Annotated in this window: 22 protein-coding genes; 5 read left to right on the top strand and 17 right to left on the bottom strand. The window is 34.4% G+C overall.

Annotation, left to right across the window (positions count from 1 at the left end):
• Positions 1-20: 20 nt before the first annotated feature.
• From priA to C8P70_RS06125, 10 genes are all read right to left on the bottom strand, one after another.
• A complete protein-coding gene (priA, locus tag C8P70_RS06170) occupies positions 21-2,471 on the bottom strand; it encodes a replication restart helicase PriA (protein WP_133712466.1) in 2,451 nt (816 codons plus the stop codon).
• A gap of 145 nt (positions 2,472-2,616) precedes the next feature.
• Positions 2,617-3,078 carry a protease complex subunit PrcB family protein gene (locus C8P70_RS06165; RefSeq protein WP_166666177.1) on the bottom strand — a complete coding sequence of 154 codons (462 nt, stop codon included), beginning with the start codon at positions 3,076-3,078 and terminating at the stop codon, positions 2,617-2,619.
• A gap of 42 nt (positions 3,079-3,120) precedes the next feature.
• Positions 3,121-3,609: a hypothetical protein gene (locus C8P70_RS06160; RefSeq protein WP_133712464.1), complete on the bottom strand. Its 489-nt coding sequence runs from the start codon at positions 3,607-3,609 to the stop codon at positions 3,121-3,123.
• A gap of 19 nt (positions 3,610-3,628) precedes the next feature.
• Positions 3,629-6,646, bottom strand: a complete 3,018-nt coding sequence (locus tag C8P70_RS06155; protein WP_133712463.1) for a S8 family serine peptidase — start codon at positions 6,644-6,646, stop codon at positions 3,629-3,631.
• Between the two features lie 776 nt (positions 6,647-7,422).
• The gene (locus tag C8P70_RS06150) at positions 7,423-11,088 is read right to left on the bottom strand and encodes an ABC transporter permease/M1 family aminopeptidase (RefSeq protein ID WP_133712462.1); all 3,666 of its coding nucleotides are present in this window, start codon (positions 11,086-11,088) and stop codon (positions 7,423-7,425) included.
• A 3-nt stretch (positions 11,089-11,091) separates the two neighbouring features.
• Positions 11,092-11,967 (bottom strand): ABC transporter ATP-binding protein, encoded by an 876-nt coding sequence (locus tag C8P70_RS06145; RefSeq protein ID WP_133712461.1) that lies wholly within the window; start codon positions 11,965-11,967, stop codon positions 11,092-11,094.
• A gap of 103 nt (positions 11,968-12,070) precedes the next feature.
• Entirely contained in the window at positions 12,071-12,496 is a 426-nt protein-coding gene (locus C8P70_RS06140; RefSeq protein ID WP_133712460.1) for a DUF2147 domain-containing protein, read from the bottom strand.
• 40 nt (positions 12,497-12,536) lie between these two features.
• Positions 12,537-13,436, bottom strand: a complete 900-nt coding sequence (locus C8P70_RS06135) for a YihY/virulence factor BrkB family protein (RefSeq protein ID WP_133712459.1) — start codon at positions 13,434-13,436, stop codon at positions 12,537-12,539.
• A 13-nt stretch (positions 13,437-13,449) separates the two neighbouring features.
• Positions 13,450-14,310, bottom strand: coding sequence for a carboxylating nicotinate-nucleotide diphosphorylase (gene nadC / locus C8P70_RS06130; protein ID WP_133712458.1), 861 nt, complete (start codon positions 14,308-14,310; stop codon positions 13,450-13,452).
• 87 nt (positions 14,311-14,397) lie between these two features.
• Positions 14,398-14,973, bottom strand: coding sequence for a DJ-1/PfpI family protein (locus C8P70_RS06125; protein ID WP_133712457.1), 576 nt, complete (start codon positions 14,971-14,973; stop codon positions 14,398-14,400).
• Between the two features lie 157 nt (positions 14,974-15,130).
• On the opposite strand from C8P70_RS06125, the gene C8P70_RS06120 reads away from it, so the two are divergent.
• From C8P70_RS06120 to C8P70_RS06105, 4 genes are all read left to right on the top strand, one after another.
• Positions 15,131-15,631 (top strand): DcrB/PsbP domain-containing protein, encoded by a 501-nt coding sequence (locus C8P70_RS06120; RefSeq protein ID WP_133712456.1) that lies wholly within the window; start codon positions 15,131-15,133, stop codon positions 15,629-15,631.
• Positions 15,632-15,712: 81 nt separating this feature from the next.
• Positions 15,713-16,225 (top strand): azurin, encoded by a 513-nt coding sequence (azu, locus tag C8P70_RS06115; protein ID WP_133712455.1) that lies wholly within the window; start codon positions 15,713-15,715, stop codon positions 16,223-16,225.
• 187 nt (positions 16,226-16,412) lie between these two features.
• Entirely contained in the window at positions 16,413-17,114 is a 702-nt protein-coding gene (locus tag C8P70_RS06110; RefSeq protein WP_133712454.1) for a YceI family protein, read from the top strand.
• Between the two features lie 123 nt (positions 17,115-17,237).
• The gene (locus C8P70_RS06105) at positions 17,238-18,206 is read left to right on the top strand and encodes a YpdA family putative bacillithiol disulfide reductase (RefSeq protein ID WP_133712453.1); all 969 of its coding nucleotides are present in this window, start codon (positions 17,238-17,240) and stop codon (positions 18,204-18,206) included.
• Here C8P70_RS06105 and C8P70_RS06100 read toward each other — a convergent pair whose 3' ends face one another.
• The 4 genes from C8P70_RS06100 to C8P70_RS06085 form a co-directional block, all read right to left on the bottom strand.
• Positions 18,207-18,626, bottom strand: coding sequence for a Fur family transcriptional regulator (locus C8P70_RS06100; protein WP_133712452.1), 420 nt, complete (start codon positions 18,624-18,626; stop codon positions 18,207-18,209).
• Positions 18,627-18,786: 160 nt separating this feature from the next.
• A complete protein-coding gene (locus tag C8P70_RS06095) occupies positions 18,787-19,506 on the bottom strand; it encodes a tRNA threonylcarbamoyladenosine dehydratase (protein WP_133712451.1) in 720 nt (239 codons plus the stop codon).
• A gap of 24 nt (positions 19,507-19,530) precedes the next feature.
• Positions 19,531-20,163 (bottom strand): TatD family hydrolase, encoded by a 633-nt coding sequence (locus C8P70_RS06090; RefSeq protein ID WP_133712450.1) that lies wholly within the window; start codon positions 20,161-20,163, stop codon positions 19,531-19,533.
• Positions 20,164-20,214: 51 nt separating this feature from the next.
• Complete coding sequence (locus C8P70_RS06085; protein ID WP_133712449.1) at positions 20,215-22,848, bottom strand: valine--tRNA ligase; 2,634 nt, start codon at positions 22,846-22,848, stop codon at positions 20,215-20,217.
• A gap of 236 nt (positions 22,849-23,084) precedes the next feature.
• On the opposite strand from C8P70_RS06085, the gene C8P70_RS06080 reads away from it, so the two are divergent.
• On the top strand, positions 23,085-23,474 hold the full coding sequence (locus tag C8P70_RS06080; RefSeq protein WP_133712448.1) for a DUF1573 domain-containing protein: 390 nt from the start codon (positions 23,085-23,087) through the stop codon (positions 23,472-23,474).
• 140 nt (positions 23,475-23,614) lie between these two features.
• Here the strand turns inward: C8P70_RS06080 and C8P70_RS06075 are convergent, their stop codons facing one another.
• The 3 genes from C8P70_RS06075 to C8P70_RS06065 all read right to left on the bottom strand — a co-directional run bounded on the left by C8P70_RS06075 (position 23,615) and on the right by C8P70_RS06065 (position 26,016).
• Positions 23,615-23,791: a histone H1 gene (locus C8P70_RS06075; protein ID WP_133712447.1), complete on the bottom strand. Its 177-nt coding sequence runs from the start codon at positions 23,789-23,791 to the stop codon at positions 23,615-23,617.
• A 351-nt stretch (positions 23,792-24,142) separates the two neighbouring features.
• A complete protein-coding gene (locus C8P70_RS06070) occupies positions 24,143-24,880 on the bottom strand; it encodes a tyrosine-protein phosphatase (RefSeq protein WP_133712446.1) in 738 nt (245 codons plus the stop codon).
• Between the two features lie 17 nt (positions 24,881-24,897).
• On the bottom strand, positions 24,898-26,016 hold the full coding sequence (locus C8P70_RS06065) for a lipoprotein N-acyltransferase Lnb domain-containing protein (protein ID WP_133712445.1): 1,119 nt from the start codon (positions 26,014-26,016) through the stop codon (positions 24,898-24,900).
• Between the last annotated feature and the right edge of the window lie 3 nt (positions 26,017-26,019).

Here is a 26,019-nt window from a genome sequence, read left to right as displayed (position 1 = left end):
ATCATATATAAACAATATCTTTAATAAAAATCAACATTAGCGGTAACTTTTACCGAGCGATAAGCGCCGATGCTTTCAAAGCTTTTTAATATTCTTTTGATATCTTTTTTGGTGAGATTCAGTGGTTTGTTTTGCGGAATTTTTATCAAAATAACGCGGATATACTGATTTCGGATTCGGTTAATAGCCGGTTCTTCCGGTCCTAAAACCGGTATTTTCAGCTGTTCTCTCAAATTGTTGTACATCCAGAACGAGGCTTCTCTGAGTTTGTCAAAATCGCGGTGGCGCATCGTCAAACGGATTAATCGGTAAAACGGCGGATATTTAAAATTATGCCGTTCATACATCTGTTCCTTGTACATGCCAGCATAATCATAATTGGTTACCTGCTGAATGATGTTGTGATACGGATTAAACGTCTGAATATAAACCTTTCCTTTTTTTTCCTGTCGTCCTGCTCTGCCTGCAATCTGCGTCATCATCTGATAAGCTCTTTCGTGCGCTCTAAAATCAGGGTGATATAAGCTGTTATCTGCATTCATAATTCCCACCAGATTGACATTGTCAAAGTCAAATCCTTTGGACAACATTTGCGTACCCACTAAAATATCTATTTTTTTATTTTCAAAGGCTTCAATGAGTTTTTCATAACTATATTTACCCCGGGTCGTATCCTGATCCATTCGGGCAATATTTTTGTCGGGAAAAATAGTTTTTAACTCCTCCTCTACCTGCTCTGTTCCAAATCCTTTGGTATTCAAATCTACACTGTGACAGCGAAAGCACTGTTTGGGCATCGGTAAAGTATATCCGCAATAATGACATCGCAACTCATTTCGGTATTTGTGATATGTCAAACTTACATCGCAATGCGGACATTCGGGCACAGCACCACAAGTCATACATTCAACAACAGGAGAAAATCCTCTTCGGTTCTGAAAAATAATTACTTGTTCTTTTAACGTCAAAGCATTGCTCACAGCCTCTATCAAAGTATCGGAAAAATGTCCGGTCATTTGTTTTCGCTTGTATTTTTCTTTGAGATCAATCAGAACAATTTCCGGAAGCTGTACATTGGAATATCGTCTGGTAAGTTTTACCAAACCATATTTCCCTTGCGTGGCGTTATAATAACTTTCCAAACTTGGAGTAGCCGATCCCATAATCACCTTTGCCTTATTCTGCATTGCCAACACTACAGCAGAATCCCGGGCATTATAACGGGGTGACGGATCGTGCTGTTTATAATTAGATTCGTGTTCCTCATCAACTACCACCAGTTTTAAATTTTGAAAAGGTAAAAACACCGATAATCTCGTTCCGATAATAATTTTGGCGCTTTCAGAATTATTCAGCACATGATGCCATACTTCCAATCGCTCGTTATGAGAATATTTAGAATGATAAACTGCTACCTGATTGCCAAAATAATCCGTTAGTCGGGCAACCAACTGTGTACTTATTCCTATTTCGGGCAGTAAAAACAAGATTTGCCCTTCCTGAGTCAAAAACTGCTCGATGAGTTTGATGTAAATTTCTGTTTTACCCGATGCCGTAACGCCGTGTAATAGTACAATGTCTTTTTGTGTAAATAATTGCTTTATTTCTTGCAATACGCTGTTTTGGTCCGCTGTCAAAGAAATATTATTACGCGATGCTTCATTAAAAACCACCCTGTCCTCATTTTGGTAATATGTTTCCAAAACGCCTTTTTCTACCAGTGCGTTAATCACTGCCTGGCTGCTTTCAGTTTCCTCCGCCAGCTGTTTGGTACTAATTGGTGTTTTTTGCGTTGCCTGAAGCTGAAAAAACTTCAGCAGTAATTCTCTCTGTTTAGCTGCTCGGCTTACCAGTTGCATCATTTTCTCCAAACCTTCATCTCGCAAATACTCTTCCGTTATGCGTACATAACGCACCTGTTTGGGTTTATATTTCTCTACCATTTCTTCCTGCAAAGAGATGATCCCTTTTTCCAAAAGAGAATGAATAACCGGAAACACTTTTTTGCGATTTAAAACTGCGATTATTTCATCTACTTTTAAAACCGCCTGCGTTTGCATAGCTTCATAAACCAGGTATTCGGTATCGGTTAAATCTTCTGTACGAACAACAGCTTTAGAATTAAACTGAATGAGTGTTTCACTTTCCAGCAACAATCGCGACGGGACAGCGCTTTTATATACTTCACCCAGCGTACACATATAATAGTCAGCAATCCACTGCCACAGGGCTATCTGTTGTTGAGTTATCACAGGAACAACATCTATAATTTCGTGTATTTCCTTTGCCTCATACAACTGTGGAACCCGATGGTGTTTTTCTGTTATCACAGCTGTATATACCTTACTTTTTCCAAAAGGCACTACTACTCGCATTCCAGGTTGCAGATAATTAAACTCCGCTTCACTTACCTGATAAGTAAATGTAGGATCCAGCGCCAGTGGCACAATTACCTCAACAAAGTACATCATGTTTGCCAAAAGTTTTTTATACGGGATTACAAAGATAGTGTTTACAGGTATTTTTATTGTACTTTTTTACCAAACAAAACAAGGCGGATTTTTACTCCGCCTTGTTTAAAATATTTCTACTAAATTTTGTTTCAACATCAAAAAATTAATCTATTTCCACAAACACAACAGGTTTGTTTATTTTTGAGATTTTGACAATGTGTAACGGCTGTGTAAAATGCGCTGTAAGATCCCCTCTATGCAAGCGCTCAATAGTTACTAATATCTCTTTTTCGTGTTCTTCTACTTTTGTGATATCAATACTATAACCTCCATGATTTTTAACCTCATCAAAAACAGCTATTATCATTTCACGTTCAAAATCAATATCTGCATTTTCTAAAAGTTCAACTATAGTGTCATTTCCATATTTAATATAATCAATACGATCTATCAAAGCTTCCAACTCTGTCAAATCAGTCACTACCTTATTTTCTTGTCCAATGTTTTCTTGTCCTGCACCGGACATATAACTATTAACAATAGTATTGATTTCTAAGGTTACTATTTCAAATTCATTACTTTGTTTGTTATCGTCACTGCTACATGCTATTATACCTAATGTCAAACAAACTATTATTAAAAACTTTTTCATAATTACTTAATAATCTTAATCTATCTCTACAAACACAACAGGTTTGTTTATTTTTGGAATTTTAACAATGTGAAAAGGTTGCGTAATAACAGAAGTTATTCCTCCTTTTATTAATCGCTCAATAGTTACTACTACTTCTTTTTCTTGTTCTTCTACTTTTGTGATATCTATAGTATCTACCCCGTTCATTAATACTTCTTCAAAAACAGCCAAAATTATTTCATTTTGAAAATCAATATCCGCCTTTTTTAAAACAGTTGCTATTCTGCCTTCTTTCTCATTTTTTTGGTTTATTTGATCTATCAAATCCTGCCATTCCGTAATAGTAGTAATTACCCTGTTTTCTTTTCCGATACCTTCTCTTCCTTCTCCAGATAAATAGTTATGCATAATTTCCTTCATTTCTAGCGTTACAGGCTCAAAGCCTTTATCTTGCCTGTTATCGTCACTGCTGCATGCTATCATACCTAATGACAAACACACTATTATTAAAAACTTTTTCATTGTTGTTATATTTTTATTGTTAATGATTTATAATTAAGTTTTCTGAACTCACTAAATTGCCATTACAGTACAAAATTACTTTATACACTCCATTGGCATACCCTAACAGGTCTATTTGCATTTGCTGTTCGTCAATATTCAAAACATAGTTTGTTTCATTGCCCGGCACACCACCATAAACAGGCACAACAGAGATATACGCACTATCGGCATTGTTAACAACATAGCTAACCGTAATGCTTGAACTCGCCGGGTTTGGTGCAATCGCTTTAAGCATATTAGGTTTTAAAGTTACTGAAACTTCGTCATAATCTTTATAACCATCCACACTTGCAATTACCTCTAACGTAAGTTTCTTGTTGCTGTCAAGAGCTATCTGGTAGTTTTTGCCTTCATGCAATAAGTTTCTGTCTTCGTCATACCAGTTGTACACCGCTGTTTCTCCAATATCGTCGGCACTTAGCGTTATTACTTCGTTTTTATTGACAGCTATATCGTTACCGGCATTGGCATTAAACAACTCTCTTTCTGTTTTTTCTATCAAAAAAGAGGTTCCCCCGATAACTTCACTTTCTTCAACATCTTCCTGGTAAATGTGGTAAAGGTGTGATTCTTTCGGGGTAATTTCCTGTGTAAGGAAATTAAAACTTAAAGAAAGTACTCCCATTTCCTCAGGGAGAAAAGTAACATTTTTCAATTTAGCATTATCGCCCGTCACAATTACCTCATTTGTCTGCTTCCCTTCCCTTACATTATAACTTTGTTTACCGCCACGTTCCCAAGCTTCATATAGCACAGGATCTAAAGTTAGGGCAACTTCTGCTTCCTGAAAAACAGGTTTGCCAACATCTTCCGCATCTATTTTGAACCCGATATCGTATAATTTTATCCTATCAACCGGATTTCTGACAATAATAACATCTCCTATCGGAACAAGATGATAGAGTCGGGCAAATAAAACAGTAACATTTTTCCAACCAATATTATTGTTATTTTTGACATTAGTCATTAAATTAAATCCTTCCGGAAAAGTCATCGGATCGTCCTCTGAAATTATCCGGGCTAAAAGTGAAAAAGATTGTGAATTTTCAAATATTTGCCCATAGCTAATCGGATTAGGAACATTGCTCCATGGTATTTTAACAACTGTAGATTGTCCCGGCTGTAAAACGGGAATTGCTTTTGTAGCCACCACGCCGCCCAATGGTATGTTGTTGTATTTTAAATTACCGTTCCAGTACATATCCCAATCCTGTGTTGTGCCAGCTTTTGCCCAGTGCAACCTTACAGAATCCTGAACTGTTGAAGGGACTTTTCCTCGGTTGGTAATCCGGATATTAATATAATTATGTGGAGGACCTAAATATTCTACATTTTGATGAGTCGTTCCGTTATCATTAAAACGCCTGTTCCATATATCAGGACTGTCCCAAAGCCATGTATAGCTAACATAAGTACGCGGTTCATACCCTCCGTCAAAAGGAGAAATACGAATATACAGGTCTTGTTTTAAAGTTTCCTGTGCTTTTTGTACCGCTGCATAGGCATCTACTAACCCATATCCCATTCGTTCATACCACGTTCCATTTGGTCTTGTTGGTTTTACAGTATAGGTATATTCATCTGTTCTTACTTTTTTAGCTGTGCTTTCTATAATATCCCGTACTTCTTTTCCGGTTAAATCCGGATTAACAGATAATACCAAAGCAGCGATACCAGAAACGTGCGGTGCTGCCATAGAAGTACCGCTTAAAGAATCTATTTCATTATAAGGTATTGTAGATAAAATATTTTCTCCGGGTGCCACAACATCTAATTTATCTCCAAAACTGGATGAGGTTCTCCACTTTCCGTCTTTTTGCATTGCCCCTACCGTTAAAATATCATCATGAAAATTTCCGGGGTACTCCATTGGCGGTGCATTATTTCCGGAGGCAAAAACAACTACCGTACCCTTTCCATTTCTCCCCAATGCCATGGCATCTTCTATCGCATTTTCTAATGCCGGAGAATAGAGCTTGTTGTAATAAATACCTTGATCTCCCCAAGAGTTATTGATAACATCCGCTCCATTTTGCCAAGCCCAGGCAATACCATCTGCCAGTTCTGCCGAAATAGTGGTGGAAATATACATAGAATGACTTACCGGTATTAGTTTAGCAGAAGGAGCTACTCCTGTTACTTGTAAGTTGTTATCTTTTATCGCTCCTGCTATTCCCGCTACATGAGTTCCATGTTCCTCATTTCCGAAAACACTTGGCGAGGTGCCGCTTTTGGCATCATAGCTGACGCTGTGGATATTTCCGCTTAAATCCAAATGATTGGTATCGATACCTTGATCAAGAATAGCAATTTTAATGCCTGCTCCGGTTGTAATATTCCATGCCGGACAAACATTTATATCCATTCCTGGATAAGTATTGTTTTTTAATCCCCAAAGAGAAGAAAAGTCAGAATCATTAGTACAATTAGGTTTAAAATCAAACATGAAAGCAGGATCCATCTCTGCATATACTCCTTTTTCAAATAATTTATTAGCTGCTTCTACTGAAGTCATTTTGGCATTGTCATCCAATTTTACAATAATCCACAAGGGCATATTGGGTATTGCATTAACAATTTTACATCCTAATACTTCTGCATCGCGCTCCAAAAGAGATAAATCCTTTATATTTTTTAATTTTATATAAAAAATATCAGAAGTTCCTATTGAATTTGTCTCTGTCTTTGCAAAATGAGGAAAAACATTCAAAACACCTTTAATATTTCTAATGTTATCGATGCTTTGTTGATAATCTTTTGTCCCTATTTCAACCTCTCCGAAATAAGCTGCATCGTCTTCTGACAAATAGTTAATTTTTAAATTATTCCGTTCTAATTCTGTTCTGTCAAAATCACTACTTGCTCTAAAATTTACTCTTTCTTTGTTTAAAGTCAATGGAATCTTTTCACCTTTATAATAATAAAAGTGTTCTTGCGCTTTTGTTACTAATCCTAAAAACAAAAACACTATTAAAATAGTTATTTTTCGCATCATAACTTTTTAAATTTATAGATTTACCTACTTTCAGTTTTTAAAGTCGCTGTTTCGGTATTTCCGACTTAGTTTCTGCTTTTTGTACAGAAATTTTAAAAAAATGTTTGTTACCATACACAATCAGGTTTTAATCGTTTATATTTCCTTTTATATAAGCTGTTATCAAAAACTTAATTCTCTGTTCACCCCCTATACAAATCATTTTTTAACAGAAAAACTGCTTTTACGCTATTCAAATTTTTCCTTATACAGTGTATTTGAATTTATTTACTTTACATACAGCCAATCTTTGATGTTAATATTTTATATTCTAAGAAAAACACTTGGTTCCAAAAATATAAAATAAAACACTAATAATCAAAACATTAAATCTAAAAATCCAAACTATAGATATTTTTTTAAAAAAACAAAAAGAATTAATTTAACATATTTCATTATATTAATTTTAAATAAAAACCTTTAACTTATTTAAACTTAATAAAATATTAAAAAAACAACTAAATACATGTTTTTTGTTAAAATTTATATAGATAAATTCAATTATTTATTATAAAATAAAAACACCTTTTGTAAATACACCTATCAATACGGAAAAAATACGTACCTATTGCCTGTTAATTAACATTATAATAAAACAGCCCGAGATTTTAAAATCTCGGGCTGTTTTATTATCAACCTCTGTCTTTCTGTAATAGTGAAATATTTCTACTTCATTGCAATCAAAGATAAAAACAAGTTCACACAGATTAATCTGTGCAAACTAAGAATTAAGCCATCTATTTTACCGTTTTTCTGTTATCATAAGATCGGGTGTCAATCAACTTATTGTAAGGATCGATTCCCACCTCTGCAGGTTTTTCATCTACAATAACCGTAAACTCATTGTCAACAGAAGTTACTTTTACTTTTTGCAAATAGAGGACTTTTTCTTTACTGGTTTTGTCCTTTCCTGAAAGATTTTCTTTAGCAAAAACCCCTATTTCTATATAATCTTCCAAAGGCAATGATTCTATTTTTACCTTCTTTTCATTTTCATAAACCAGCGATTTTCTATTTTCGTCTTCATACATTTTTTCTCCTTTTTCTCCAGCTCTGTATTTGCTCACTACTGCTTTTATCTTTACTTCGTATTTTCCGTTTTCTAGCTCTTTTACTTCTGCTTTATCCACATAATTATCGTAAAGCGTAATGGTTTCAAACATATCTTTAATCATGTATTTTAAAGAATCGGGAGTAGCTGCCTTCAAATCTGCCACAAGCTCAGCCGTCGTGGTAAATGGGGCTTCCTGGAACGCGGTTTTAGCAATATAATTTTTCAACACACTGTTCATTTCTTTTTCTCCCATATAGTCACTCAAGGTATAAAAAACCAACGAACCTTTATTATAGTGAATATATTGTTGATTTTCGTTATACATCAGCGGTTTTTCTTTTTTGTTCTCCATTCCTCTCCCGCTCAGATAACTATCCAGAGCTTCTTTTAAAAATTTGCGCATCTGTCCTTTTCCATACTCGTGCTCCAATACTTTAAGCGAACTGTATTCGGACAAACTTTCAGATAGCATCGTTACTCCCTGCACATTAGCGCCTATTACCTGATGAGCCCACCATTGATGTGCAACTTCGTGAGCAGTAACCGCAAATGGATAATCTACCGCATCTTCATTTTCTTCGTCCACGTCGGCAATAAAACCAATAGATTCAGAAAACGGAATAGTATTGGCAAAAGACTGAGCAAATGTTCCCATGGTATTCGGAAACTCAATTATACGAACCTGTTTATGCTGGTAAGGACTGTACTCGGCAGTATAATAGTCTAATGATTTTTTTACCCCTTTTATCATTCTGTCCACATTGTATTCATGTCCTTTACGGTAATAAATTTCAATATTGATATCATTCCATTTATCTCTTTTAACTTCGTACCTCGCTGAATTGAAAGCATAAAAATTCAACATTTTCTGATCCATTTTATAATGAAAATAACGCCTGTCGCCTTCTTCCCATTCTCGCTGCAAATACCCGGGCGCAATTGCCGTTTGATCTTTAGAAGTACTTACTGTCGTTTCAAACGTTATCCAATCCGAGTCATGGTTGATGTATGTATTCTGTAAAGCTTTTTGATCTGTTTGTTCTGCCATGCGTTCTTTAGGAGCTAAACCATATTTTTTGCGGATTTCATCGTCAGTGAACTCTCCGTCTGCGGAATACCCCAAAGAAGGGAAAAAACTATTGTTGATAAATGTTCCGTTTTCCAACACAGGGGAATTATTGCGCAATATAGTGTTAGGTTTATTTTTAATAACAAAACTCATCTTTACTTCTTCGTTTGCTTCTAATGGCTGATCAAAACGATAAAAACTAAATCCATATATTGTGTCTTTGGACAAAAGACGAGCTCCTTTAATTTCTATTTCACTCTGCATATCTGTATTAAAACTCACCAATACGCTATCTACAGCCTGCTGATTTTTATTTTTTAAGATATACAAACCTTTAGCTTCAAAATTTCGCTCTTTAGGATATAAATCGACATCCACCTTGACATCTACGATACGAGGCAGAAGCATGCTTTCATATTTTTTATATTTTTTTTCGTATTCAACTGTTAACTGTTCTGTTTCCTTTGCAGAATAAAAAGTATTCAAAACCGCATTTTCATAATACAGATAACTCCCTAAAGCAATAAATCCAATCAAACAAAGCAGCGATGGTACAAGAATAGAAGCTTTTGCTCGTTTTTTTGCAAAGTAAAAGCGCTCTCTTAAACTGCTAAAAACTCCCCTTCTCCAAAATAATAAAGATAGACCGCTTAAAAAGCCGATAAAAAGCATCCAGTAAAAAACATAAATAAAATATTTTGCCATACCGCTTCCAAAACCATTCATATCTGAATAATTCATTCTCGGAAGCTTATTGAAGAAAAATATCCGTTGTTCTATTCCCAATTTAGATAACTGTCCGCCAAACATAAAGAAGAGCAATAACACAAAAAACCCAACCAGATAATTTTTAAAAAACGTTTGTACAGCTAATGCCAAACCTGCCCAAATAATATACCAAATCCAGTCAATACCCAAAAGCGTTTGAAGGTATAAGCCTATTTCAAAATTGTAATACTCATGATATGACTGAATCAAAATTCCGCCTGCCATTACTACTAATAATAGCGTTGCCTGAATACAAACCAAAGCCAGCAGCTTAGAGGTAAACAACACCCAATTTGGCACAGCCGTAGAGTCGACCAACAAATCCATCTTTGTCAATTTCCCTCTATGAACCAATAAACCTGCCCCTAAAAAAGTAATTACTAAAATAACTATTTTAAAAGTAGAGCCTGGTAATAATAACATCACCCTTGTTACAGGGTAGATAGATGTACCGAACAACATGGAACTGGAAGAAGATACTAAAACCATCATCAAAATACCCAATCCCACTAAAATCATAAAGACTTTATTTTTTGCCAAATATTTAAAATCCAATTTAGTAAAATTAATCACATTTACCCATTGAGTCTTTCTTGAAAAATTATAATCAACCTTAGGAAGTACAATACGAGCAAGTCCTACAAAGTTGTTTTTTACCAAACGTTCTCCTTTTTGTTTTTTTCTAAAACTAATACTCACCGTTTGCTGTGAAAAGGCAAATAATTTTCCTAAAACAACCAAAAATAAAACAGCCACTCCCATCCAGATTAAGCGGTTTAAAATATACCATTTTTCTAACGGAAGATTGTTAAAATTATACTCATCAACAGTCCAGTATTTTGTATAATAATTAATTGCTTCCATTCCCGACGGTTCAAGCAAAGCTGCAAGCTGTTCATTATTCATATCTCCGGTTAATCCGTTAATTATTCCTTGTAGAATCAACAGAATCACAACCGAAACAAACCCCACATAAACACTTCTAGACAAAGTAGTTACTACAAAAACGATTACGCCGATAAATATCATGTTCGGAATCACATTCATCAAATAAACCTGTACATAACTCCACAAGTGATTTGTTCCTATTAACTGTTCATTTGCCCACGGTAAAAAGGTAGCAATAAAAATCCCTGCACCGATTGACAAACTAATAAGCAGCGTTATTAGAAAAGAGCTTAAAAATTTACCCAGTAAATAATCTGATTTGGAAAACGGATAGGAATACAGAATATGATGTGCATTATACTGATAATCTCTATATATTGACGCTCCGATAATAGAGGGGAATAAAAAATACAACAGATTATTAAATCCTTCTATAAAGCTATTGAGCATATAAGGCGAATTCATATGCATTAAGGAAGTAGTTGTAACCGTAACTCTGTCAAAAACACCTATAGCACTTGCCATCGTTAAAAAACCCATTCCAAAAAAAACAGCCAGATACAAATAAAACACCCAGTTCTTAAACCATCGTTTAAGCTCAAAAGAAAAGATAGTTCCAAACATAACCTAATCGTTTTTAAGTGCTACAAAATAAACATCTTCTAAATTGGGTTTAACCTGAACAAAACCATCTTCGGCAAGTGATTCTTTGGAATACGCTCTAATTATCAACTGATTATCCTGATTGTATTTACCTGATAAAATAGTCAATTCCTGATTTAAAATTTCTGCCTCTTCCCGCGAAGTTTCCTTACTCCAGATAGTGCCTTCCAACTTTTGCTCGGCTTCTTTTGGCGTACTTCTTTCCAGCAGTTTTCCACCGTTTAAAATTGCCATTTCATGGCATAATTCATTTACATCATCTACAATGTGAGTCGAAAAAATAACAGTGTTATTATTTCCTATCTCTCTTAATACATTGAGAAAACGGTGTCTTTCGGCAGGGTCTAAGCCTGCGGTCGGTTCATCCACTATAATCAATTTTGGATCGTTCAGCAATAACTGTGCTATACCGAAACGCTGTTTCATTCCGCCGGAATATCCACTTACATTTTTTCGCCTCACTTCGTATAAATTAGTTACTTCCAATACGCTATCGACAATTTCTTTGCGCTGATTGGAATTCGCTATTCCTTTTAATCGTGCAAAATAATCCAATAAATCCATCGCCGACATATTGGGATAAACTCCAAAATCCTGTGGTAAATATCCAAGTATCTTTCTAAAATCCATTGGTTGTTCCAACACATTAATGTCGCCAAAAAATATACTTCCACTGTCCGGTTTTTGCAAAGTGGCAATGGTTCTCATCAGTGATGATTTTCCGGCACCGTTTGGTCCCAATAAACCAAACATCCCCGATCCTATCTCAATATTTAAATCATCTATTGCCTTAACGCCGTTTTTATAGGTTTTGCTCAAATTTTTAATAACCAATTCCATATCTTTATTTTTTAATCTTTATTTATTGGTAGCACAAAGCTCTTTTTTGTTACACTTGTTTTTAAATAAAAAAACCGAAGGATTTTACTTCGGTTTTTTTGTTCTATTCTTTGAGCCAGGTTTGCGTTCTTCCAATAAGTGAAATTCCTACATATCCTCGGACATCTAATTTATCTTTTCCGTTAAGTTTTATAGTACATTTATATTGTTTTCCTGACTGGGGATCTGTTATTTTTCCTCCTGTATATTCATCTCCTTTTTTTTGTAAGTCTTTTATGATTACCAGTCCTTCTATTGGTTTTCCTTTGTCATCTCCCGGACATGCATCACAAGTTGGATTTTTCTTGGTCGGATTTAAAAGCTGAACTATCTTGCCAAAATACTTCCCGTTTTCTTCATAAATTTCAACAATCGATTTTTCTTTACCAGTATTATCATCAATTGTTCGCCATTTTCCTGTCACGCTTTGTGCACTCACAAATAAAACAGAGCCGACAAAAACGGCTGTCGTCATCAAAAACTTTGTCATATTTTTCACTTTTTTATTGGTTATAATATATCAAATATAACTATTTTTTTGACTTTAATTTACTTATAGCCAGATTTAGCTCAAATCCCATTAATAAAATCATACAGTTTATCCAAAGATAAAACATTACTACTAAAAGCGTTCCTATAGAGCCGTACAACTCGTTATATCGGGCAAACCGCAAAACATATACACTGAATAAATAAGAAGTAAGCACATAGAGAATAGTAGTAAAAACAGAACCTACAGAAATAAAAGACATTCCCTTGGTTTCTTTTGCCCCGAATTTGTACAATATGGATGTGGTAAACAGTACTACGATTAAAAGATAAACACTCCGAGACCACTGAATTAACATAGAGTCTATATTAGATTTGTACATCAAAATTTCTAAAACCACGTAAAAAGCTACTGAAAAAATTAAGGTAAATGCCAGCAAAACAGAAAGTCCCAAGGCTACTATATATTGCCGGATAATATTTCTGGAAATCGAAATATGATAAGAAGACTCAAATCCCCCAATAATGGCAAAAATACCATTCGTCATCAAAAATATAGACAACAGTACCCCCGAGGACAATAAAGAGCGATAACTGTTGTTCATGATATCGTCCAAAATAGATTCAATTGCTCCAAATGTATTCGGAGGAACCGAATTAGCAATAAACTGCATAAAATCATGCTGAAAATTGTCAATCGGGATGTAAGGTATTAAATTTAATATAAACAGCGCGAATGGAAAAAGCGCCATAAAAAAACTGAACGCAATAGAACCCGCCCGATACGAAAAAGCACCTTTTACTATTCCTAAAATATAAAGTTCCATTAAATCGTAGAGCGAATATCCCTCCAACATCGAAAAACGGACGCCCTTTGTCAGCCGAACCAATTTATTGATAACGGGAATATGCTCTAATTGTTTTTCGATTTCTTCGGACATCCTCTATTGTTATTTACATCACGGCTTTTAAGCTTAAATCCATATTATATACCGAATGAGTCAATGCTCCGGACGATACATAATCCACACCGCAAAGGGCGTATTCTCTCACTGTATTTTCATCAATATTTCCGGAAGATTCCGTTTGGCACTTGTTTCCTATCAAAGCTACTGCTTCACGGGTCATTTGATAGTCAAAGTTATCTAATAAGATTCTGTAAACATTATCACAAGCAAGGATTTGGCTCACTTCATCTAAATTTCTAGCCTCTACAATAATCTTCAAGTCTTTATTATTGGTTTTCAAGTATGCATTTGTTTTTTCTATAGCTTCTTTTATCCCTCCGGCAAAATCAATGTGATTGTCTTTCAGCATAATCATATCGTACAGAGCAAACCTGTGATTTTCTCCTCCCGCAATTTTTACTGCCCATTTTTCTAGGGCTCTTATACCGGGGGTTGTTTTTCTTGTATCCAAAATTTTAGTTTTTGTTCCTTCAAGCAAGTCGACAAAAGTTTTGGTTTTAGTAGCAATTGCGCTCATTCTCTGCATTGCATTTAACACCAGGCGCTCGGCTTTTAAAATAGATTGAGAGGCACCGGATACAAAAAACACGAGGTCACCTTTCTGCACTTGTTTACCATCGGAAATAAGTTCTTCTACAACTAAATCAGGATCTACATATTTAAAAACCATTTTAGCAAACTGCACACCGGCAATAACACCTGCTTCTTTTACCAAAAGTTTTGCTTTGCCCTGCGCTGATGTCGGAATACACGCCAAAGAACTATGATCGCCATCTCCGATATCTTCTCTTATCGCATTTGTAATAATTATATCCAGTTCCTGTTTAAATTGTTTTTCTGTAATCATATATAAAAAATTTGCGATGCTAAAATAAGAAATGTTTTATTCACTTCTTATTTATCAACACCGCATATCAGCTACTTTGGTTATACTTTAAGCGATAGTAATGCCTAAAATCCTATAGAATTCCTTTAAAATCGCAGGATGTCCAGGCCATGCCGGCGAAGTTACCAGATTGTCATCTACTACAGCTTTATCTGCATCCACTTCTTTATAAATACCTCCTGCCACGGTTATATCCGGACCAATTGCAGGATAAGCCGTCAGCGTTCTTCCTTGTAATACATTTGCAGGCGTCAACACCTGAATTCCGTGACAGATTGCTGCTACAGGCAGTTTCTTTTCAAAAAAAGACTGAACTATTTCAATCACTCTCTTATTCAAGCGTATATATTCCGGAGCGCGTCCGCCACATACATATAATCCGTCGTAGTCTTCCAGTTTTACATCTTCAAAAGTTTTATTAATTACAAAATTGTGTCCTCTTGTTTCTGCATAAGTCTGAAAACCAACAAAATCGTGTACTGCAGTTGCTATTACTTCTCCTTTTCTTTTTCCCGGACAAACCACATCTACTTTTACGCCTACAGACAATAATGCCTGATACGGTACCATAACTTCATAATCTTCAACAAAGTCTCCTGCTAACATCAATACTGTTTTTCCCATAATCTCTCCTTTTTAATTCTTATTCCACTAATTTACTCTTTTTTAGGCAGAACAGACAATAAAAAAGCTTGTTTTTTTTATTTTTTCACTTTTAGAATCTGTATTTCGTCATATTTTAACGTACCTTTACGTTTATAATCTTTAATTGCTGAGCATCATGAAAACCAATTTTTTTTCAGTTTGTCTGATCCTTTTTCTAACTGTTAGTTGTAATCAAAAAGTTCAACCTCCTCAAACTGTAGATGTAAAAGATCTGTACAGTATCGAAATACCCGGTAACCTCGCAAAAATGGAAGACCTATATGAAGGTGCTGATTTACAATATGGAAATACTTTTTTACAAACTTATTTGGTTGTAAAAGACGATCCAAAAGAAACAAATATGGATTTTAACACCTACGTTGCTAAAGCAAAAGCTACTTATGAAAAAAGACCTGAATATGAGGTTTTAAAGGAAGACAACGTAAAGATAAACGGCTTAAACGGCAAACTCTTTGAATTAAAAATGAATCAGGGAAAAGCCGTCATGTTTATGATTCAGACTATTATAGAAGGCAAAAAAGCAAATTACCAAATTATTTCTTGGACTACTGAAAAAAACAAAGACTGGCAAGGTACAGAAATGATGAATGCTATTTCTACTTTTAAAGAAATATAACCTATTTATCTTTTATAAAATTCATAAATTCTTGTTTTTAATCGTATCTTTATCAATAACTATATTTTTAATTAAAATAGCATGAAAAAATTAAATTATCTTTTAGCATTCACACTAGGTGCAACAATGCTTATTTCTTGTGGTGGTGACAAGAAAAAAGACAATACAACAACCACGCCTGAAACGCAGACAGAGACTCCCGCCAAAGAAGAGAATCAAGGGGTTAAAATTTCAATTTCAGGAGACGATCAAATGAAGTTTAACAAAAACGAAATCCGCGTTCCTGTAGGAGAAAAGATCATCTTGACTTTAAAACATACAGGTAAAATGGATAAAAGCGTAATGGGGCACAATTGGGTTTTGCTTGCGCAAGGCACAGATATGACCGCTTTTGCTACAGAAGCTGCCCAAGCTACAGCTACAGATTACATTCCTGAAAATGGAAAAGAAAACGTAGTTGCCCATACCAAAGTTTTAGGAGGCGGAGAATCAGACACAATTGAATTTACAATTACAGAAGCCGGTACTTATGACTTTTTATGCACTTTCCCTGCTCACTTTGCTCTAATGCAAGGAAAATTGATTGCAGAATAATAATATTTTAAAATTATGATTAAGCCAGCTTTTTCACCATGCTGGCTTTTTTTCTATTTTACAACGTATGCAATAATTTAATAGTACAAAATCTTAATCTAGATTAATTAAATTGTTATTTTCTCTCAATTAATTGCTTATTTATTTTGTCTATTGTATTTTCGCTTCACAATAAATTAATTATAATATGAAAAAAATTGTATTGTCGCTAGCTGTTTTAGCTATGGTTTCTCTTTCCTCATGCGGAAATAAAAATGCCGACAAAGCTACCACTACTACAGAACAAGAAGTAGCGGTTGAAAAAGGAGACAAATTTGCTGTAAATCTTACAGAAAGCTATGTAACCTGGAAAGTAGGGCACAAAGGAGGATTAAATCCAAGATGGGGAAAACTTGCAATCGAATCTGGAGATATTGCCATTGACGCTTCCGGATTAAATGCGGGCTCTTATGTTGTAGATATGAATAGCATTTCTCCGGACAGAGCTTCTGTTGACAAAGACGAAGATGTTGAAAAACTTGGTGGACACCTAAAAAGCCCAGACTTTTTTGATGTTGAAAAACACCCTACAGTTGTTTTTAAAATAACAAAAGTAGAAGATTTTAATCCAGCTTCAAATCAAAGTGCTGTTGAAGGAGCAAATAAATTGATAAGTGGAAATTTAACTATTTTAGAAAAAACAGTTAATATTACTTTTCCTGCAAAAGTTACCATTACCGACAATAAAGCTACAATGGAGGCTAATTTTATCGCTGATCGTTCTGAATGGGGATTAGTGTTCGGAACAACAGATAAAGATTCGGGTGCGGCATTAAATCCGGCTGAATGGGGAATCAGCAAAGATATGGAAATCGGCATTTTCCTTACTGCTGACAAAATTACAGAATAACAATATTTTTAGATAATAAACAAAGCGGCTGTAAGAGCCGCTTTGTCATTTACAATAAACTGCATCTAAAATTATTTAAAAGATCTTTTTGTATTCATTATCAGCTCTTGTAAAAGTATAAAAATGGAACATTTTGATATTGTCATCGTAGGTGGCGGACCAATTGGACTTGCTTGTGGTTTAGAAGCCGAAAAAAAAGGATTATCTTATCTTATTATAGAAAAAGGCTGTCTGGTTAATTCTCTATATAATTATCCTGTCAATATGCAGTTTTTTTCTTCTTCAGACTTACTGGAATTAAATGAAATTCCTTTTATCAGTATTGAAAAAAAACCCAGACGAAATGAAGCTTTAGAATATTATAGAAGAGTTGCCGTATCTAATGGTTTAAATATTCACTTGTTTGAAACGGTTATAGATATACAAAAAAATGAATATAATATATTTGTTATACAAACTTCCAAAAACACTTATACGGCTGCTAACACAATTATTGCTACGGGATTTTACGACATTCCTAATCTGTTAAATATACCGGGAGAGGATTTACCCAAAGTATCTCATTACTACAAAGACCCTCATTTTTATGCAGGAATGAACGTAGTAGTAGTTGGTGCAAGCAATTCTTCTGTTGACGCTGCTTTAGAATGTTACCGAAAAGGAGCAAAAGTAACTATGATAATCCGGGATTCTGCTATAAGTTCACATGTAAAATATTGGGTAAAACCAGACATCGAAAACCGAATTGCTGAAGGGAGTATACATGCTTTATTTAACAGTAACCTGACTAAGATAGATATTAACACTGTTACTGTTGATAGTCCGACCGGAAAAATCACTTTACCCAATGATTTTGTATTGGCTCTTACAGGATATCGACCTGATTTTGACTTTTTAAGAAAAATCGGTGTGGGAGTTGCTGACTTAATAACCAACATTCCTATATACAATACTGAAACAATGGAAACCAATATCTCCAATTTATATTTAGCTGGAGTTGTTTGCGGCGGTTTAAACACACATACCTGGTTTATTGAAAACTCAAGAATTCATGCGGTTAATATTGTTGAAAACATATCTAAAAACCGTTGATTACAGTTCACAGTCTGCACAAACGCCTTTAAATACCATTTCAACATCATCCACTACAAAACCCGCCGCAGGCACTTCAACGTCTGGAATTAAAACCTGAGTTAAGCAAATTGTCTGTCCGCAATTCCGGCAGACAAAATGTACATGTGTATCACGATGTTTTTTTTCGTTACAATCCGAGTTACACAACGCATACTGCGTAACATTATTAGAAGTTATACTATGAATCAGTCCTTTACTCTCAAATGTTTTTACCGTTCTGTAAAGAGTTACTCTGTCCGACTGATCAAAACCTGCTTCAATATCTCCTAATGTAACTGCCTTATGCTGTTGTTTAAAAAATTTCAAAACCAACAAGCGCATAGCTGTAGGGTTTATATTTTTACTGAGCAATTCTTTTTCTAATACATCTGCCTTCATCTCGTTCAAAATATATAATCTGTTACACAAAGATAAGCTTATTTTTAGTTAGTATATATCTTTCTGTTCAATCAGTAAAGATAGATTTCTCAAAATTTTGTGTCAGACACAAAAAACCGGAAAAACTTCCGGCTAAAATAACTCATTTTAGTATTTGTAATTATTCTTTTGATAGAATATAGCGTACTACGTATTCTGCAGAATGCAGACCAAATAAGGCAGGAATCCAACTGTTAGTTCCGAAAAATGATTTTTTAAAATTAGTTCCGTCTGTCATTTTCAGACTGCTTTCATCTGGTTTTTCTTTAGAAAACACAGCTTTGACTCCCGAAGAAATTCCTTCTTTCTTTAAGCGTTTTCTAATTTGTTTGGCCAATGGACAAACGTCTGTTTTAGCAATATCTTTAATAACTATTTTAGATGCCTGCATCTTCCCTCCTGCTCCCATGGCACTGATAACTTTTACTCGTTTCCGCTTTGCCGCCAAAATAAGGTTTACTTTAGGAGTAATACTGTCAATACAATCTAAGATATAATCAAAATCCTCAGTTATAATTTCGTGTGCTCTTTCAGGTGAAATAAATTCTTCTATCTTTACTAAATTCAATTCGGGGTTGATATCCATCAACCGATCCCCTACAATTTGCACTTTAGCCTTCCCGATAGTAGAATGCAACGCCGGAAGCTGCCTGTTGATATTTGTAATATCCACAGTATCACCATCCACAATAGTCATGCTCCCAACGCCTGCTCTTGCTAAAAATTCTGCCGCAAATGATCCTACTCCTCCCATTCCGACAACCATTACTTTTGCTTTTTTCAATTTTTGAAGACCTTCTTCTTTAAAAAGTAATTCTGCTCTTTCTTGCCAAACTGCCATTTTATCTATTTTTATCTGCCTTTTTTAAATTTTAAAAAGTTTAGAAAAGTTTTTTTCTATCAGCATCTCTATATTGGGCTTCAACGCAATTGCCTTTTCATAAACAGCTTCTATAGTTACTTCAGAATCATCCGTTTCCAAAAAAACATGATTCTCCGGAGTATTCAAAAACGCTTCCTGCACCTGTTCGTTATCAACAAGAGCTTTGCCAAAAGACAAGTAAAATCCGTTTTTCCAAAGTGATTCTGCAACCTGTTTTTTCTTATTAAATCCATGAATAATCAATGGGTTGCTTATTTTCATTTCCTTTTTCAAACTGATAATTTCCTGATACGCTGAAACGACGTGCAAAATTACTGCTTTTTTATATTTTTCTGCAAGTTTCAGTTGCTTCTTAAATACTTCGACCTGTATTTTTAACGGTAAATCAATTTTTTTGTCTAATCCGCATTCTCCGATTGCCAAACAATTAGGATGATTTAATGTCTCTTTCATGAGTTGCAATTCTTTTTCTATTTTATTTTCAACGATATACCAGGGGTGAATTCCAACAGAAAAATATTTGATTGAAGTATCTAATCGATTGGGATATTGATTAACAATCTCAATACCATTTTTACTATCAGTAAAGGTGTGAGTATGCAAATTAATTTTCATAACATCCGAAGATAAAAAAAAGAGCTGTATTTGACAGCTCTTTTTTATGTTTTACTTTAACCCTGCCAAACTATGCTCGATAGTTGCAATTTTTGCCAGTGCATCTGCTTCTTTTTTGCGTTCGTTATCTACCACCTGAGCAGGAGCTCCGCCAACAAATTTTTCATTGGACAGCTTTCCCCGTACTGCTTTTAAAAAGCCTTGCAGATATTTTAGTTCTGCTTCCAGTTTTTCAATTTCTTCTTCTACATTTACGCTTCCTGTTACAGGAATAAAATATTCATTTGATTTTACTCGATACGACAATGCTCCGCTTACCTGCTCTGTTACATACTCCAAAGAAGCAATATTTCCTAGTTTTGAAATAATTACATCAAAATAAGACGGCGATTTTTCGTTATTCAGTACTTTAAGCTCAATTGTTTCTTTAAACGGAATATTTTTGTCTTTTCTGACTGTTCTTATACCTGCAATAACCTCAGTTACAAATTCAAATCCTTTAATTAAATCTTCATTAAACGACTTTACTTGCGGCCATGCAGAAACTACTAAAGCTTCTTTAGCTGAGCGCTCTTTAATATGCTGCCAGATTTCTTCTGATAAAAACGGCATAAAAGGGTGTAATAATTTCAGGTTTGCTTCCAACAATTCAATTGTCTTAGCATACGTTACTGCATCTATAGGCTGTTGATATCCTGGCTTAATCATTTCAAGAAACCATGAACAAAAATCATCCCAAACTAATTTATAGATATACATCAATGCATCTGAAATTCTATATTTGTCAAAGTAATCTTCAATTTCAACCAGTGTTTTTTGCAACTTGGTTTCATACCATTCTAATGCCACCTTAGCGTAATCGGGTTGTGCAATAGCAGAATCAACTTCCCATCCTTTTATCAACCTGAAAGCATTCCACACTTTATTAGTAAATGCTTTTCCTTGCGCACACAATTCTTCATCAAACAGAATATCATTCCCTGCCGAAGCGGAAAGCAGCAATCCTACCCGTACGCCATCTGCTCCAAATTTGTCAATCAAACCTAAAGCATCAGGTGAGTTTCCTAATGATTTAGACATTTTTCTTCTCAGTTTATCTCGTACAATTCCTGTAAAATAAACATTCGTAAAAGGTTTTTTACCGGTATATTCATAACCTGCCATAATCATACGCGCAACCCAGAAAAAGATAATATCCGGACCGGTTACCAGATCATTGGTAGGATAATAATAGTTAAACTCTTTATTATCGGGACAGGAAATACCGTTAAAAACAGACATAGGCCAGAGCCATGCAGAAAACCAGGTATCCAATACATCTTCATCTTGCTTTAAGTTTTCTACCGATAAGTCTGCATTTCCTGATTTTGTACGTGCCAGTTCCAAAGCTTTTTCTTTCGTTTCGGCTACTACAAAATCCTCCTTACTATCTCCGTAATAATAAGCTGGAATCTGATGTCCCCACCACAATTGACGGGAAATATTCCAATCGTGAATATTTTCCAGCCAGCTTTTATACGTATTGTTATATCTGCTCGGATACAATTTGATTATTTCTGTATCCAGTACAGCTGCTAATGCTGGTTTTGTCAATTGTTCCATTTTCAAAAACCATTGGTCAGACAGCCTTGGCTCAATAACCGCTTTTGTTCTCTCGGATGTTCCAACATTATTGACGTAATCTTCTACTCTTGCCAAAGCACCTATTTCAGAAAGCTCTTTTTCAATTTCCTTGCGAACCACAAAGCGATCTTTTCCTTTGTAATGCATTCCGAAATCGTTTAAAGTAGCATCAGGATTAAAGATGTCTATGATTTCCAGATTATGGCGTTCACCCAAATTTTTATCATTAATATCATGGGCTGGCGTTACTTTTAAGCATCCCGTTCCAAATTCTACATCCACATACTCGTCAAAAATAATAGGTACAACGCGATTGCATATCGGAACAATGGCTTTTTTCCCTTTTAAATGACTATACCTTTCATCATTGGGATTTATACAAATTGCAGTATCTCCCAAAATAGTTTCGGGACGTGTAGTGGCAATAGTCAAATATTCTTCGCTTCCTTCAATTTGATAATTGACATGATAAAGTTTCCCCTGACGCTCTTCGTAAATAACTTCTTCGTCAGATAGGGTTGTTTTAGCCTCCGGATCCCAGTTTACCATGCGATAACCGCGGTAAATTAGTCCTTTGTTATACAGATCCACAAATGTTTTGAGAACTTGCTCAGACATTTCATGATCCATTGTAAATTTAGTTCTGTCCCAATCACATGAGCATCCCAGTTTTTTAAGCTGTTCCAAAATAACTCCACCATATTCATTCGTCCAATCCCAGGCATGTGTCAAAAATTCCTCGCGCGATAAATCATGCTTATTAATTCCCTGCTCTTTCAATTTAGCGACGACTTTTGCTTCGGTAGCAATAGAAGCGTGATCCGTACCGGGCACCCAACAAGCGTTGAGTCCTTTTAATCTTGCACGGCGTATCAGCACATCTTGTATTGTGTTATTTAGCATATGCCCCATATGCAATACTCCTGTCACATTCGGCGGAGGAATTACAATTGTATAAGGCTCTCTCTGATCAGGCACTGAGTAGAAATATTTATTTTCCATCCAGTATTGATACCACTTTTGCTCTACTTCTTTAGCGTCAAATTGCGCAGGAACTGTCATCTAATTACGTATTTTATTTATTTTTAACACATCAGCTATATTAAAAAAGAATTAACAACTATTCATTTTTATCTTTTAAAATAAAATCTATAATTCCTTTTTTTATATATTTGTAACAGGCAAAAATAGCCATAAGTCACGAATTATGAAAGTAATCTGACAGAAGGATTACAATAAAAAATTTGTTTTATTTTTAAAAGTTTATAATTTTACGAATCAACAAAAAGATTTTTACAATGAAAAAATTATTTGCATTATTAGCTTTAGTATTGACCAGTGCTATTTCTTTTGCACAACAAGGTCCTAAAATCGAGTTTGCAGCAGAAAACAACACGATTGATTACGGAACTGTAGTTAAAGGTCAGGACGACGGCTTAAGATCGTTTGAGTTCACTAACACAGGAGATGAGCCTTTGATTATCACAAATGTTCGTTCTACTTGCGGTTGTACAGTGCCTTCCAAACCAACTGAACCGATTTTACCGGGAAAAACAGGTAAAATTGACGTAAAATACAATATGTCAGTAGGAAGAATCAGCCGTACAATTACTGTTGAATCCAATGCTGCTAATTATGAAAAAGGAATTATTCCTTTAAGAATTAAAGGTGAAGTTGTTCAACAATAAACAACTAAAACAAAGATGATAAAACAAAAAAGCTGCCAATGGTAGCTTTTTTGTTTTCAAACATCCCTTTCAATATAACTTATAGAATTCTATAAGAGAACAATTTAATAAATCCGCTGAAATTTCAGCGGATTTTTAATTTAATTTTTAGATGCTTCTAAAGAGGTTTTTCTAAACTCTTTTAACAACTTCTCTAAGTTTAAAGTTGCTTTTCGTGCTCTTGTACCTGCGGCCTTGTTTCCTTTTTCTGCTTGTTCTCCCGATTCTAATTTGAATGATTCAAATTCTGCATTGATTTTTTCGATCAGTTCTTTCATTTTTCTATTTTATTAATTGAATCTCAAAAATAAACTTTTTTATTCAATTCAGACCAACCAAATCCGAGTAAATTGCAGTAAATATGCTTATTTAGCATAATTTACACCTTCTTTTTAGACAACTATTCTTCCTTAATATTATAAATATCTAGCTATTAAAACGTTGTTTTTAATTATTAGATGAAAAAAATTATTGGTAGTATTATTATAGTGCAATTATTATTGTTCATAAGCGTGTCTAAATTAATAGACAACAGAAACTTTAAATCAAAAAGTAAAAGAGAACCCCAATTATCTATTATAAGTTATTATCCAATATAATTTGGGAAGTATTCTCCAAAATTTAAAAGTTTATATTCTAAAAAATTGATTGTTCTGGATTGCTTTTTCAAAATTTTGTACATTTTTAATCTGTATCTTATTTTCAAAAGCTTTAACATGTCTTACATGGTGAATATCGGAACCTACAAAATCTATCATATCTCCATCGAGCAGATGATTTGCTGCTTCTAAAACGTGATTACCGTAATAGCCGGTTACCGATAATAAGTTCATCTGAAATTTACAGCCTGTCCGTTTTAATTTTTTATAAGCTTCTTCGTTTTGATGATAAAAATTATAACGTTCAGGATGCGCTAATACAATATCATAACCTCTGGATTTTAACTGAAATAAAATATCGTATAATTGAACCGGAGGATTCATATAAGACATTTCCACTAAAACGTAATTGTCTTTTAATGTTAATAGCTTTTCGTTTTCTAACCGATGTAAAAAACTTTCGTCCATCAAATATTCCGAAGCAACCCTCAAATTTAAAGCCTTCGTTTCAACAGGTAAAACACTTTTTACTTCTTCATATTTTGCTAAAATCTGTTCTTTGGTGTTATCCCATACTAATGGAGTAGTATGAGGAGTAGTTATAGCTTGTTCAAATCCCAATTGCTTTAAATTTAAAAGGAGTTCTTTGGTATTTTCTTTATCTTTTGCTCCGTCATCGATTCCAAACAATAAATGTGAGTGTATATCTACAAAATTTTGAGGAATCAAATGTTTTAAAAGCGGCTTTGTCTTAAAAAACGAAAACATAATTCTTTATTTAAGTATTATTTCTTATTTGTATTTAATTTAAAATTAAAAAAGTATATTTCAAATAATAAACTAAACAAAATTAATAAAATTACCGGTAAACTAATCCAAAGTTTTTCTGAAGTAATATTAAGAGCAATAAAAAGCAGAAGCGGAATTCCAAACACAATACTGTATAGTTTTTTATTCCATTTTAAAAAAGGTATAAATACCAAAAGCGGATTACACAATAATATACTGTTGTTATCCAGCAGTTCCTTATGCAAAGAATAAAATCCAACAGCGAAAAAGAAAACGCCCAGTAATCCAAAAATGAAAAAATAAGTGTAACGAGCTATTTTATATCTTCCCAATACGATCAGTCCTCCCGAAAGCACTAACGCAAAAATAAACGTATTCCACCAAGCTGTGTGATTTCCCTGCCTGGCTTCAAAAACGGTCAGTGTTTCTTTTACTAATGGTTTTCCGGCTACCGAAGTCAATGCCAGCGCATTCATAAACTTATCGGGTAAAAACAGCAAATCTGATTTTTTGTCCACTTTTGAACCGAATATCAGATTGATTCCTAACATTTCAAAATACCGATTATGCAAATATGTATTCAGTATCTTTCGATATGAAGCGGTGTTTCCTTCCACTGTCGTACGCAAAGGTACCTCCAGCGTATTATTGACAATATCTACTACTTTAGTGGTACAGTTTTGATCGATAAATTTATAAATGTAATATTTATTGTTTTCAGATAAAGATTCATTTAATTCATTCCAAACGATTTGTTTTTGTTGATCGTTCAAATCTAAAATCTGTTCATAAACAGTTCTGTCGTCGTATATATAGCTTATTAAAAAGTTTTTGTACGTATCGTAATCTACAAAATATAACAAATCGCCTTTTACGAATTTACCGTAAAAATTAGGGGTGAGAAAATCAAACAACCCATAGTTATATACCCTGTCAATTCCCTGCATCGGATCAGAAACCCGAATAGCAGTATGTCCGAAAAGAGCGTACAATTCTTCTCCCGTCCCACAAGTTAAAATACTAATTTGAGCAGTATCAGAAAGCGGTTCTTCATTTTTTGCACTCCAAATCGGCGAGCACAATAGAAGTAAAAAAAACAATATATATCTTTTCATTTT

It is taken from the genome of Myroides indicus (genome assembly GCF_004364575.1).
GTDB classification, from domain to species: Bacteria; Bacteroidota; Bacteroidia; order Flavobacteriales; family Flavobacteriaceae; genus Flavobacterium; species Flavobacterium indicum_A.
The sequence above is the reverse complement of the archived record's forward strand: the minus strand, read 5'-3'. Positions and strand labels throughout refer to the sequence as shown.

Coding starts and splice junctions, on each gene's coding strand:
- priA (WP_133712466.1), bottom strand. CDS start 2,471: ATGATGTACTTTGTTGAGGTAATTGTGCCACTGGCGCTGGATCCTACA.
- C8P70_RS06160 (WP_133712464.1), bottom strand. CDS start 3,609: ATGAAAAAGTTTTTAATAATAGTGTGTTTGTCATTAGGTATGATAGCA.
- C8P70_RS06155 (WP_133712463.1), bottom strand. CDS start 6,646: ATGATGCGAAAAATAACTATTTTAATAGTGTTTTTGTTTTTAGGATTA.
- C8P70_RS06150 (WP_133712462.1), bottom strand. CDS start 11,088: ATGTTTGGAACTATCTTTTCTTTTGAGCTTAAACGATGGTTTAAGAAC.
- C8P70_RS06145 (WP_133712461.1), bottom strand. CDS start 11,967: ATGGAATTGGTTATTAAAAATTTGAGCAAAACCTATAAAAACGGCGTT.
- C8P70_RS06140 (WP_133712460.1), bottom strand. CDS start 12,496: ATGACAAAGTTTTTGATGACGACAGCCGTTTTTGTCGGCTCTGTTTTA.
- C8P70_RS06135 (WP_133712459.1), bottom strand. CDS start 13,436: ATGTCCGAAGAAATCGAAAAACAATTAGAGCATATTCCCGTTATCAAT.
- nadC (WP_133712458.1), bottom strand. CDS start 14,310: ATGATTACAGAAAAACAATTTAAACAGGAACTGGATATAATTATTACA.
- C8P70_RS06125 (WP_133712457.1), bottom strand. CDS start 14,973: ATGGGAAAAACAGTATTGATGTTAGCAGGAGACTTTGTTGAAGATTAT.
- C8P70_RS06120 (WP_133712456.1), top strand. CDS start 15,131: ATGAAAACCAATTTTTTTTCAGTTTGTCTGATCCTTTTTCTAACTGTT.
- azu (WP_133712455.1), top strand. CDS start 15,713: ATGAAAAAATTAAATTATCTTTTAGCATTCACACTAGGTGCAACAATG.
- C8P70_RS06110 (WP_133712454.1), top strand. CDS start 16,413: ATGAAAAAAATTGTATTGTCGCTAGCTGTTTTAGCTATGGTTTCTCTT.
- C8P70_RS06105 (WP_133712453.1), top strand. CDS start 17,238: ATGGAACATTTTGATATTGTCATCGTAGGTGGCGGACCAATTGGACTT.
- C8P70_RS06100 (WP_133712452.1), bottom strand. CDS start 18,626: ATGAAGGCAGATGTATTAGAAAAAGAATTGCTCAGTAAAAATATAAAC.
- C8P70_RS06095 (WP_133712451.1), bottom strand. CDS start 19,506: ATGGCAGTTTGGCAAGAAAGAGCAGAATTACTTTTTAAAGAAGAAGGT.
- C8P70_RS06090 (WP_133712450.1), bottom strand. CDS start 20,163: ATGAAAATTAATTTGCATACTCACACCTTTACTGATAGTAAAAATGGT.
- C8P70_RS06085 (WP_133712449.1), bottom strand. CDS start 22,848: ATGACAGTTCCTGCGCAATTTGACGCTAAAGAAGTAGAGCAAAAGTGG.
- C8P70_RS06080 (WP_133712448.1), top strand. CDS start 23,085: ATGAAAAAATTATTTGCATTATTAGCTTTAGTATTGACCAGTGCTATT.
- C8P70_RS06075 (WP_133712447.1), bottom strand. CDS start 23,791: ATGAAAGAACTGATCGAAAAAATCAATGCAGAATTTGAATCATTCAAA.
- C8P70_RS06070 (WP_133712446.1), bottom strand. CDS start 24,880: ATGTTTTCGTTTTTTAAGACAAAGCCGCTTTTAAAACATTTGATTCCT.
- C8P70_RS06065 (WP_133712445.1), bottom strand. CDS start 26,016: ATGAAAAGATATATATTGTTTTTTTTACTTCTATTGTGCTCGCCGATT.